An 11,931-nucleotide genomic window follows, 5' to 3' on the forward strand; every position below is an offset into this window, starting at 1 on the left:
AGGCTTTTGCCCCCGGTATCTCGAATATTATACCACATTTCCACCCATGATAGCGTTTTTTGTTATCCCGAACTAAATTTTTCATAATCATAATCTGCATAACATTAGTGCACGTTGTAACGTCAGCTTTCTCTGAAGCCTATACACGCAAGAAGGCAGATAGCATATCCTGCCATCTGCCTTCTCATATCTCTTTGCGACCTGATTCTAATTAGTTGTTCATCATGAATTTGATCAGTCTGTCTGTATCTTCCGGCTCATAAGCGATGATCTCAAGCTCCGGGATCTCTCCGCCTGAGAAGATGTTTGCCATAGAAACATACTGAGATAATTTAGATTTCAGGTTCAGTCTGTCTCCTTCTCCTGTTACTAATTCAACTCTTCCTGAACAATCGTCAACTGTCTTAAAAAATGCGTCGATGTCTTTGATATTCTGTACTTTCATTCTATTGCTCTCCTTCCATTATTCACGCTTGATAAGCTCTTTTCTTTTTCTCACGCTACTAATTATACCTTATTTTTTTAGGATTTCAAGAACCTATTTTTTCGCAAGTTCAATTCCATTCTCCTTAATTTGTATCTTATGCTCTTTAAATAATCTGCCAACTGCTCTTTTGAATGCATTTTTACTAATTCCAAAAGTTTCCTTGATTTTTTCAGGATCAGATTTGTCAGTAAATGGAATACTTCCACCATTTTTTTCTACATAGCCCAGAATCATGACTGCATCATCATCCATCTGCTCAAACGCTTTCTTTCTGACACTTAGATCTAGTTTTCCGTCTTCGTGCACTTTTGTTACGCGACACTCGACTTCCATGCCGACTTTCAGATTGCCGTACGCTTCTCTCTTCGGGATCAGCGCAGAATATTTATCATCTACTGCGACAAACGCGCCAAAGTTATCACTGATCTCGTAAATGCGTCCTTTCACTTCTGCGTCTTTCTCGTATGGCGCATCTGTGCGGAGCTTATCATACACTTTCATCGTTGCGCACAGTCTTCCGCTCTTGTCCACATACAGAGCGACTAATACTTTGTCTTTCTTGGAGACTTTTGCTGTCTGCTCGCGGAACGGAAGCAGGAGGTCTTTTTCCAGACCCCAGTCCAGAAATGCACCGATTCTCGCTGTGTCAGCGACTTCCAGTACCTTCACTTCTCCCATCATCAGCTTTGGTATGCGGGTGGTTGCAATGATACGGTCGGATGAATCTTTGTATAAGAATACTTCGATCGGATCTCCGACTTCAATACCGGCAGGCACTTCTTTCTTCGGAAGCAGAACCTTCTCATCTTTTGTTCCGAGATATACACCGAAATCTACGATTTTTACTACCATTAAACTTCTTCTTTTTCCTAATTCATTCTGTAAATTCATCTTTTTCTCCTATTAGCTGAATTCAACGGTCGCAAAGATCCGATCCGACTCATCACAAAGCTCCACTACCGTTCTTGTTTCCTCTGCTGCCACTTTCGGCACAATGATATCTCCATACACTGCCGAATTTTTATATTCTACACGAACCTGCCTGATATCCCCGGTATGTTCGATATATTCCATTGCCATCTGTACATACTGACAGTTATTCACATGTTCGTTCGTATCGATATGATATTTTCGCACTGCAAACGGCTCTTTTTTTACCGCACTCTCCGGAAGTTTTATCTTCCTTGGCTGATAATCCATCTCCAGTGGCTCTCCGCTTCCGTACGGGTCTACTTCTTCTGCGGACGGCCGCACCGGGCGTCCTTTTTTCATATCCATATATGCCCAGACAGAATTGGCATATGCAAGTTTCTTTCCTTCTGTATCTGTCATGCAGAAATTACGCTTTCCCAACATGCTTTTAAATTCTGTCGCCCATGTCGCTATATTAATCTCCTGCGCAAGCCGCGGATATTCTTCGATCACGACCTGCCAGTAAGTTAGTATCCAGGCTCTGTTATGTTCCGCAAAATAGTCCACGCCAAGTCCGATACTTTCCGACTGGAATGTACTGCAGTCCTGGAAATAGTTGATAATCCCCGGTAAGGTAATACGGCCGGTATGATCGACTTCGCTGAACCGCACCTTGCTGTCAAATGTATAATGATTATTCTGCTGCACTTGCCACATAGCTCCTTTCCATTGTGATCACTGCATGATACCGGTCATTTTTTTCCCGGAGTCTGCGAGCAAACTCTTCTCTTAAGTCATTTTGTTTCTCTTTATCATATTCGTAAGGAATCACCATATCAAAGATCAGGTTCTTATGATCCCTACCTCCTACTACCCTGAAATCATGGATGCTGACACGCTTGTCCATCTCTTTTATAATCTCTTCGGCATCTTTTTTGATCGCCAGCACTTTTTTATCTTCTGTCTCAACCGGATCCATATGGATCACAAGGAAAAGTCCCATCTTCTTCATGGCTTCTCGCTCAATCCGGTCAATGACGGCATGAGATTCTTCAATATCCACATTATTCGGCACTTCCGCATGGATTGATGCCATACTCTTTGCCGGTCCGTAATTATGTACGATCAAATCGTGGCTGCCAACTACACCGTCATATTTTTCCACAAAATTCGTGATCTGTAAATAAACTTTCGGATCTACTGCCTGACCGATCAATGGCTCCAGCGTATCTTTTGCGATACCGACACCTGCCCACATAACGACAAGGGATACACCCAGACCTATAAATCCGTCGATATTATACCCGGTCAGCTTTAAAAATACAACTGAAAATATCGTTGCCGATGTCGTAATGACATCGCCGATCGCATCTGCCGACACCGCCATCATCACTTTGGAATCTATCCTTTTTCCCAATTTCTTATTAAAATAGCTCATCCACAACTTGACCGCAACGGACAGGATCAATACGACTACCGAAAATAACTGGAATCGCATTTCCTGTGGATGTCTTATTTTAGAAATGGCATCTTTAAAAAATGTAAATCCGACTTCCAGCACAAGAAATGCGACGACCAGCGCCGCAATATATTCCACTCTCCCATGTCCGAACGGATGCTCTTCATCTGCCGGTCTCTCTGCAATCTTCACTCCAACCAGACTGATGATGGATGAGCCTGCATCCGACAGGTTATTAAATGCATCTGCCATAATGGAAATACTGTGCAGGAAAAATCCGATACACCATTTCAGTCCGAATAAAAAAAGATTGCAAAAGATGCCCGTGACACTCGCCAGCACTCCATATGCTGTCCGCACAGACACCTTTTCCACATCTTCATAATTTTCTACAAAATGTCTAATCAGAAACTCTGTCATGACATTTCCTCCTCTATCTATCTGTCTGCCAGCCACCGGTTCAGCTTCTCACCGAAAAAATAGCTTTTTAACCGGAACTTTTCCGGCTTCGTCACCAGTTCATACGCATCTGCATCCAGCATTTCTCTTAAGTTCTCTCTGCCTTTTTCATCCGGTGTCACACAGACCGCCTCTGTAAAACACATGCTCGGATACAGCACACACCACCAGTTATGCCCTGTGGCTTTCCCAAGTCTTATCTCTAATGCCCGGTACCATCCCTTCGGGAAGCAGATATTTCCATAGTATTTCTCCGGGAAATAGACATCTGCCAGCACTGCCTTCGCACGGTAATTTACACCCGCTTTTTTAAGCACCCGGTTTACTTCCTGCTCAAATTCCGGCAAATACTCCCTCACAAGTCGCTCTGCCTCTGCTCTTGATACTTCCTGTTCCATGCTGTCAGCATCTGCAGATGTATCTTTATTTCCATCGCTTTTCAGTAACCGGCTTCTGTATACAAGCACGGCATCCCGGACCTGCCTTTTCACTTTCTGGTCTTCGTTGCTATCGCTGTTCGCCAGAACATGAAATCTCAATACTTCTTTTGCAAGTTTTTGCTGCGTCTTATCAATTGCTCTCTGCGCCCTGATTTCTTCACAGTTACACAACACATAAAATAAAAGACATGCGGCGCAGACGCTCAGTATAACACAGACTGCCTTCTGAATTCTATAAGTTTTTATATTTATATATCTCACCTGTTCTATGTACTCCTTTCTTTTATTGGGAGTCTTCACATTTCACAGGAATTTATACAAATATTTTCAAATCCTTTTAAACTTTTTTTGTGTGAATAACATTGATCACGGTTGCAACCTGATTGTCGATATGTTCGCACATGATGCGGGTTGCTTCTTCTTTATTTCTCTTTGAAATATTATCGATCAGTTCTTCATGCTCTGCGATAAGCTGCGGATATGCTTCTTCTTTTTTCAGATATTCCACCCGGTAACGATACATCTGCTCACGCAGATTGTTAAGCAGCAGAATCAGCTTCTGATTATCTGTTGCTGTATAAATAACATCGTGAAATGCCACATCCGCTTCCGCGATCTTTGTTACATCCTGATCATCCAGTGTATCTTTAAATCGCTCTGCTACCCGTTTCAGTTCCTCGATCTCTTCCTCTGTGATCTTCTCACACGCAAGCTGTACGGATAATTCTTCCAGCGCTTTTCTTACTTCCAGTACATCGCGCAAACTCTTCTCTGTAATGTCTGCAACTTCGGCACCTTTTCGCGGCACCATATTTACCAGACCTTCCAGCTCCAGCTTTCTAAGCGCCTCACGGATCGGTGTACGGCTGACGCCAAGCTTATTTGCGAGCTGGATCTCCATCAGACGCTCGCCCGGTTTCAGCTCTCCGCGCAGAATTGCCTGTCTTAATGTATTAAATACAACATCACGCAGAGGCAGATATTCATTCATTGTCACATTAAATTTCGGTTCTTTCATCTTTTTCTCCTTGCATTGTGTATATTCGTCACATAAACCTGTTTTGTCAGTCTCGCATCCCGGATCGCATCGGCAGCTTTTCTTGCCGTTGCTTTCTCTTCAAAGATTCCAAATACAGTCGGTCCGCTTCCGCTCATCATAGCGTTCAGCGCGCCCTCTTTTATCATCATTTTCTTAATCTGGTCGATCACCGGATAAGCATCCACAGTTACACGCTCCAGTACATTGCCCATGCTGCCTGCAACTTTCTTCAGATCTCCGGCTTTTAATCCTGCTAAAATACCGTCGATATCCGGATGATCTTCGATTTCGTGAGAATCCAGTTTCTCATAGACCATCTTCGTCGATACACTTATTGCCGGTTTTGCAATAAGAACATAGCATTTCGGCATCGGGGATAATGGTGTCAGAATCTCTCCGATTCCTTCTGCCAGCACGGTTCCGCGCATAATACAGTACGGAACATCTGCACCGAGCTTAACACCTCGTTCCATCAGTTCTTTCTGACTCAGGCCAAGTGAAAACATCCGGTTCATTCCAAAAAGAACTGCTGCCGCATTCGAGCTTCCGCCTGCCATGCCTGCTGCCACCGGAATGTGTTTATCCAATTGTATGGAAACACCTTCTTCCATATGAAATTCGTCCATCAGCATCTGTGCAGCCTGATAAGCCAGATTATTCTCATTTACCGGAAGATAATAGAGATTCGTCTCAAGTCTGATCCCCGGTGTCTTACTCTTCTTCATAATAATACGGTCATAGAGATAAACGGTCTGCATAACCATACGCACGTCATGGTAGCCATTCTCCCGTCTTCCCAGCACATCCAGACCAAGATTAATTTTTCCAAGTGCTTTCAGTTCTAATCTGTCCATCTTTTGTTCTCCTTGTACTTTTTACCCTGTACCTTGTATCTTGTATACAATTCACCTACAGTATACTTAAACTTTCCTTAAAAATCAATATTTTATCCCCAGATTTCAGTCCATTCTTTTCACAGTCATTCATCTCAAGAATCCTCTCTCCGGTTGTGCCGTAACGCTTTGCGAGATCCCAGAGCGTATCTCCTTCTTTTACGATGTAGCCTACGATTCCCGGCTGTTTTTCCAGTTTTTCTGCATCAAACGGGAGACAGATCATTTCCTGCGGGCAGCGTATTTTCACTTCTTCTTTCAGGAATCCGTGAAATGCAAGTACTGCTTTTACTTCTACTTCTGCATTTCCAAGCAGTCCGACATTTAACTGTTCGATGCACCACGTCAGATCTACCTGCATCCGATCGTTCGTCTCATTACTTTCCAGAAATGCAGTAAACGGAACCATTCCCTGCCATACATCAAACGGGATTTCATCGTCTGATTTGATATAAAGAAACTGGATATGCAATACACCTTCCACTTCGATTCCTTTCTCTGTAATCTGTGTACTCTCCACTTCCACTCTTCCTGTGCTGTGGCAAATCTGTAAAATATCTTCTTTAATCTCCGGAAGTGTCAGCTTCTCTGTCACTTTACATTTGGTATGATTCTGCATCAGTAATTTTTCGCACGGACAGTCCTTATATTTGATCTCACACTCACCATCCAGCGCATAGGCATCCTCCAGCACATCCATTTCTACTTCTTCATAGACGATCAGCCGCATATCCAGCGTTGCTTCCACGCCAAGAATTCTTACTTCTCCTTCCTCGTCCATGCGCGATTCCACTGCCACATCTGTAAATACCGGATACAATTGGTGATACATGGAATCTTTTGCTCCATAACACGGAATCTTTCCTTCATATGCCACCGTCTGCTCTATCCAGTCCAGCCTTCCATCCGGCGATTCATAAAAACAGAACACAAGCATTTCACCCTGCAGCAGAAGTACTTCCTCCCCAATCCTTGTGTCCAGTTTTCCCGGAGTGACTTCAGTCCACAGTAATGTGCCGATATTTTCTTTTGTCCCGCCAATCTGTACTTCTTCTTTGATCCGGTATGTATCACGCTTCATCGTATGCATTTTCAGAAGTGTCTCCTGTCTCTTCTTTCTGCACAGTCCGTCTGCGTATTCGCTGCCTTCTTCCCCTCGTCTTCCTTCTCTGTAAATATCGCTTGTCAGATGTTCTTCTTTCTGCTGTTCCGAACAAACCTGTAATTCTACGAGTGCTTTGATTCCGAGCTTTCTTGAATGGATCACCGTTACGGTAAGTTCCGTCTGTGAACTCTTGATAAATAAACTGCCCTCCGGCACTTTCTCTGCATAAACCAGCTCCTCAAATGGAAATCTTCCTTCCAGAGATGACAGCCGTTTCTCAGAGTCATCCGTCACATAAAGCATGCGAAACTGTATCTTTCCGCTGATCCGTATGTAATTGTCCACAATTTTCTGCTCTTCGATGCGCAATGTACCTTCATTCAGGATCACACGCTGCACATCACTTTTGGCATCCGGCACGTTATAGTCCTGATCCACATAAAACTGATCTACAATCGTTTTTCCCTGGCTGTATCCCCTAAATTCCTGCGTCTCGCATGTCAGAGTTTCATAATCTTTTTGCTCCATTTTGACAACCTCACTTTCCTGTTATTTATTGTTTTTCATCAAGCTATAACCATCCTTTATGATACCCACGGATTGTTCCGTGCTGTGCACTCTCACAATCCTCCCCCCATCATTCGCATATCGTGAGATTGAAATCCCACTTTTATGCTCATGTTGTGGGCGGGGTTCAAGGTCCTGCATCCACTCATGCGCAAGCGCATATGGCTGCAGACCTGAACCCCTGGTATCATTCAAATACCACCATCTTCCCGCCTGCTTTCATTTTCACCACGCAGTACGGATAGGTCTCCTTCTTTTTTCTTACGGTTCCTCTTTTCGGACCGACAAGTTCTGTCTGAAAGAAAATTGTATTGGAAGTTTCTTCTATCTTTACAACCTTCACCCGGTAACCGTCCTGTTTTTTTCTTCCATACCCGCAGAACAGATACAGACTGCCCTGATCTTCGTATGTCAGGGTAAATGGTTCCTGTTTCTTTTCTTCAATCCATTTCTTACATTCTTCCGGTATTTCCTCTCTCCGGACATTTTCATATACGACCTTTCTTTTCTGCGTGTCATCCACTTTCCGGATCGAACAGCCACACAATATCCACAGACAGAGAACAAGTCCTGCACACAACAACCACTTCCGCATACACTCACCCTGCAATTTCTCTTTAATATCATACACAGTGAACCTATGAAAAATACCAATTTTAGTGTATACTTATAAAAGTGTTGCCATAAAAATGTGCTTTTGTACATTCACACAAACAGCTGAATTTTATTGAAACAGACTAAGGAGTACTTAATTATGAAACAATACAGACGACAGGCGGGTGTTCTTCTGCATCCGACATCACTTCCTTCTCCATATGGGATCGGAGATCTTGGACATACGGCATACCATTTTGTTGATTTTCTGGAAGCCGCCGGACAGAAACTCTGGCAAATCCTTCCACTAACACATACAGGTTTCGGAGATTCTCCGTATCAGAGTTTCTCTGCCTTCGCCGGGCAGCCGCTTCTTATAAGCCCGGATCATTTGAAAGAACTGGGACTTTTATTCGACCATGAACTGAAAGATGCACCTGCCGGAGACAGCGCACAGGTAGACTACGGAACGGTCATTCCGTGGAAACACAGCATTTTCCGCCTTGCATACAACCGTTTTTACGAAAGAGACGGGGGCGATCCGCTAAAGCAGGATTTCGCGTGCTTCTGTCAGAAGGAAGCTTTCTGGCTGGAAGATTATGCGCTTTTCCTCGCCTGCAAAGACGCCAATGACGGAAGGAGCTGGCTGGACTGGCCGGATATGTACCGCAGCCCATCCCCGGAATACAAAGAGGAATTAAAACAGCTTTTGCAGAAAGAAGCCGGATATTACAAATTTCTGCAGTTTATCTTCTTCACAGAATGGAGCAGACTAAAAGCATATGCAAATGAGAAAGGCATCCAGATCATCGGCGATATCCCGATCTTCGTATCCATGGACAGTGCAGATGTCTGGGCAAATAAAGAACTATTCCACCTGGACGAGAAAGGATATCCGCTCTCTGTTGCGGGAGTTCCGCCGGATTATTTTTCTGCAACCGGGCAACTCTGGGGCAATCCGCTCTATGCATGGGATGCACATAAGAACAGCAATTTCTCCTGGTGGATCTCGCGTATCCGCACACAGCTTAAGAATCTGGACATCCTGCGTATCGACCATTTCCGTGGCTTTGACGCATGCTGGTCTATCCCTTACGGCGAACCGACTGCCGTCAACGGACACTGGGCGAAGGTGCCGGGCTGGGATCTCTTTGATGCGATCTCCCAGGCACTCGGCGACGATCTGCCGATCATTGCAGAAGATCTCGGTATCATTACGGATGAGGTAAATGCGCTTCGTGAACATTTCGGATTCCCGGGCATGAAGGTTCTGCAGTTTGCTTTTGATTCTACCGACGAAAATGCATACCTGCCACACCGTTTTGAATCTCCGGTCTGCGTCTGCTACACCGGAACACACGACAATGCTACAACACTTTCCTGGTACGAGACATTACCGGAACATTGCCGCAAAAAAGTCTGTGCTTACACCGGAACAACCGATGAGAAGAATATCGGTTATGGGCTGATAAAGGCAGCGCTTTCCAGCATTGCCACTTATGCGATCTATCCGCTGCAGGATCTTTTATTCTGCGGAGATGAAGGACGTATGAATACGCCGGGAAAAGCCGCCGGCAACTGGAGCTGGCGTTTCCGTGCACAAGATCTGAAACCGGAATACGCAGATACCCTTCGTGAACTTACCTTATTATATGGACGCTTTGATTAAGCGCCCCAGGCAAAGAAAGGATATACAAATGTTTAGATTTATTTTGGTAGTCATTACTTTATTTTTATATCTGATCCTCGGAATCCCGGTACTGGGTATCGAATGGATCATCAGCAAATTTAATCAGGAAGCTGCCGATTATCAATGTCTGCGCATGGTGCAGGCTGCATTCCGATTTATGCTTAAGATTGCAGGAACTGAGATCACTGTAATCGGCGAAGAAAGGATCCCGGATGAGCCGGTACTTTTCATTGGCAATCACAGAAGTTATTTTGACATTCTTCTGACTTACTCCCGATGCAAACGCCGCACCGGATACATTGCCAAAAAGGAAATGATGAGCTATCCTCTGCTCCGCACATGGATGAAGCGCCTTTATTGCCTCTTCCTTGACCGTGACAACCCGAAAGAGGGACTAAAGACCATCCTCAAAGCAATTGAATACGTAAAAAGCGGAATCTCCATCTGCATTTTCCCGGAAGGTACGAGAAATACCGGCGAAGAGTTAAGTGTTCTTCCATTCCACAGCGGCTCTTTTAAAATTGCTGAGAAAAGTGGTTGTCCAATCGTACCGATCAGCATGAATAACACAATCTCGATTTTCGAGAAACAGTTCCCGCGCATTAAGAAGACCCACGTCATCATCGAATATGGCAAGCCGATCTATGCAAAAGATCTGGACCGTGAACAGAAAAAACAGCTCTCACAGAACTGTCAGAAGATTATTGAAGATACCATTAAGAAGAACCAGGCATTACTCTAATGCCTGGCTTTTCTTTTTTCTTTTACTTTTTTCTCTGTAAGTGCTATAATGGAACGGAATTTATAAAAAAGGAGACAAATGGGACCATGAACAGACAAGATCTTACGTTATTGACGGACTTTTATGAGCTGACAATGATGCAGGGATACTATGAGGAGAAACAGAACGAAACCGTTATTTTCGACGTTTTCTTCCGCCAGAATCCTTGCGGCAACGGATATTCTGTATGTGCCGGATTAGAGCAGGTGATCGATTATGTGAAGAACCTGAATTTTACTTACGAGGATGTGGACTACTTAAGAAGTCTGCACATTTTCAGTGAGGATTTTCTGCACTACTTAAGCGGTTTTCATTTCAGTGGTGATATCTATGCAATTCCGGAAGGAACCGTTGTATTTCCAAAAGAGCCACTGTTAAAAGTGATTGCTCCGATCATGGAGGCACAGCTTGTAGAAACCGCGATCCTGAACATCATCAATCACCAGTCACTGATCGCTACAAAGACTTCCCGAATTGTCTTTGCGGCAGACGGCGACGGTATTATGGAATTTGGTCTGAGACGTGCACAAGGACCGGATGCCGGACTTTATGGTGCGAGAGCTGCTATGATCGGCGGCTGCGTCGGCACATCCAATGTTCTTGCAGGACAGCTTTTTGATGTTCCGGTCATGGGTACACATGCACATAGCTGGATCATGAGCTTCAAGGATGAATATACTGCATTTAAGAACTATGCGAAAATGTATCCGGATAACTGCACATTACTTGTCGATACGTATGATACTCTCAAATCCGGTGTACCGAATGCGATTCGTGTATTCCGGGAATTTAAAGAGTCTGGTCATCCCCTCAAAAAATACGGAATCCGTCTTGACAGTGGCGACCTTGCATACCTTTCTAAAGAAGCACGCAAGATGTTGGATGCTGCCGGATTCGAAGATGCAACCATCTGCGCATCCAATGATCTGGATGAGTTCCTTCTCCACGATCTGAAGATGCAAAAAGCAGCCATCGATTCCTGGGGTGTCGGTACAAATCTGATCACTTCCAAGGACTGCCCGTCTTTCGGCGGTGTATATAAGCTGGCTGCCATAAAGAATCAGGACGGAGAATTTATTCCGAAGATTAAGATTTCTGAAAATACAGAAAAAATTACAAATCCTGGTAACAAAACCATTTATCGTATCTATGATAAAGAAACAGGAAAACTCAAAGCTGATCTGATCTGTTTTGCCGGCGAAGAATATGACACCAATGAAGATCTGTTATTATTTGATCCAATCGAGACATGGAAAAAGACCAGGCTTCCGGGTGGCACATACACAATGCGTGAGATTCTCGTTCCAGTCTTCATAAATGGTGAATGTGTCTACAACTCTCCTTCTGTTATGGAGATTGCAGCTTACTGCAAGCAAGAGAAGGATACACTCTGGGATGAGACCAAACGTCTCTTCTACCCACATCGTATCCATGTGGATTTATCACAGAAATTATACGATGTGAAAAAATCGCTGCTTGATCAGATGAGCATATCTGACTAAGTA

Annotated in this window: 12 protein-coding genes; 3 read left to right on the forward strand and 9 right to left on the reverse strand. The window is 44.1% G+C overall.

The genetic code is table 11. The annotated features are described in order from the left end of the window. Window positions 1-211: 211 nt before the first annotated feature. The 9 genes from DW152_RS03785 to DW152_RS03830 all read right to left on the reverse strand — a co-directional run bounded on the left by DW152_RS03785 (window position 212) and on the right by DW152_RS03830 (window position 7,956). The gene (locus DW152_RS03785) at window positions 212-445 is read right to left on the reverse strand and encodes a hypothetical protein (protein ID WP_021859682.1); all 234 of its coding nucleotides are present in this window, start codon (window positions 443-445) and stop codon (window positions 212-214) included. A 93-nt stretch (window positions 446-538) separates the two neighbouring features. Further along, on the reverse strand, window positions 539-1,378 hold the full coding sequence (locus DW152_RS03790; RefSeq protein ID WP_118287985.1) for a CvfB family protein: 840 nt from the start codon (window positions 1,376-1,378) through the stop codon (window positions 539-541). Window positions 1,379-1,390: 12 nt separating this feature from the next. Continuing rightward, complete coding sequence (locus DW152_RS03795) at window positions 1,391-2,107, reverse strand: acyl-[acyl-carrier-protein] thioesterase (RefSeq protein ID WP_021859680.1); 717 nt, start codon at window positions 2,105-2,107, stop codon at window positions 1,391-1,393. Continuing rightward, on the reverse strand, window positions 2,094-3,278 hold the full coding sequence (locus tag DW152_RS03800) for a cation diffusion facilitator family transporter (RefSeq protein WP_118287986.1): 1,185 nt from the start codon (window positions 3,276-3,278) through the stop codon (window positions 2,094-2,096). Before DW152_RS03800 ends, DW152_RS03795 begins: the two co-directional genes overlap by 14 nt. A gap of 17 nt (window positions 3,279-3,295) precedes the next feature. Next, window positions 3,296-4,018, reverse strand: coding sequence for a stage II sporulation protein R (locus DW152_RS03805; RefSeq protein ID WP_243059773.1), 723 nt, complete (start codon window positions 4,016-4,018; stop codon window positions 3,296-3,298). Window positions 4,019-4,094: 76 nt separating this feature from the next. Beyond that, window positions 4,095-4,775: a GntR family transcriptional regulator gene (locus tag DW152_RS03810; protein WP_021859677.1), complete on the reverse strand. Its 681-nt coding sequence runs from the start codon at window positions 4,773-4,775 to the stop codon at window positions 4,095-4,097. Continuing rightward, window positions 4,772-5,650, reverse strand: a complete 879-nt coding sequence (gene ispE, locus DW152_RS03815) for a 4-(cytidine 5'-diphospho)-2-C-methyl-D-erythritol kinase (protein ID WP_118287987.1) — start codon at window positions 5,648-5,650, stop codon at window positions 4,772-4,774. Before ispE ends, DW152_RS03810 begins: the two co-directional genes overlap by 4 nt. A gap of 55 nt (window positions 5,651-5,705) precedes the next feature. Continuing rightward, a complete protein-coding gene (locus tag DW152_RS03820) occupies window positions 5,706-7,322 on the reverse strand; it encodes a DUF3794 and LysM peptidoglycan-binding domain-containing protein (RefSeq protein ID WP_021859675.1) in 1,617 nt (538 codons plus the stop codon). Between the two features lie 226 nt (window positions 7,323-7,548). Continuing rightward, window positions 7,549-7,956: a protease complex subunit PrcB family protein gene (locus DW152_RS03830; protein ID WP_118287989.1), complete on the reverse strand. Its 408-nt coding sequence runs from the start codon at window positions 7,954-7,956 to the stop codon at window positions 7,549-7,551. A gap of 132 nt (window positions 7,957-8,088) precedes the next feature. On the opposite strand from DW152_RS03830, the gene malQ reads away from it, so the two are divergent. From malQ to DW152_RS03845, 3 genes are all read left to right on the forward strand, one after another. Then, a complete protein-coding gene (gene malQ / locus DW152_RS03835; RefSeq protein WP_279209072.1) occupies window positions 8,089-9,624 on the forward strand; it encodes a 4-alpha-glucanotransferase in 1,536 nt (511 codons plus the stop codon). Between the two features lie 28 nt (window positions 9,625-9,652). Further along, window positions 9,653-10,387, forward strand: a complete 735-nt coding sequence (locus DW152_RS03840) for a lysophospholipid acyltransferase family protein (protein WP_118287991.1) — start codon at window positions 9,653-9,655, stop codon at window positions 10,385-10,387. An 86-nt stretch (window positions 10,388-10,473) separates the two neighbouring features. Continuing rightward, on the forward strand, window positions 10,474-11,928 hold the full coding sequence (locus tag DW152_RS03845) for a nicotinate phosphoribosyltransferase (protein ID WP_021859671.1): 1,455 nt from the start codon (window positions 10,474-10,476) through the stop codon (window positions 11,926-11,928). The last annotated feature ends 3 nt before the right edge of the window (window positions 11,929-11,931 follow it).

It is taken from the genome of Dorea sp. AM13-35, from assembly GCF_003473885.1.
Taxonomy (GTDB): Bacteria; Bacillota; Clostridia; order Lachnospirales; family Lachnospiraceae; genus Dorea_D; species Dorea_D hominis.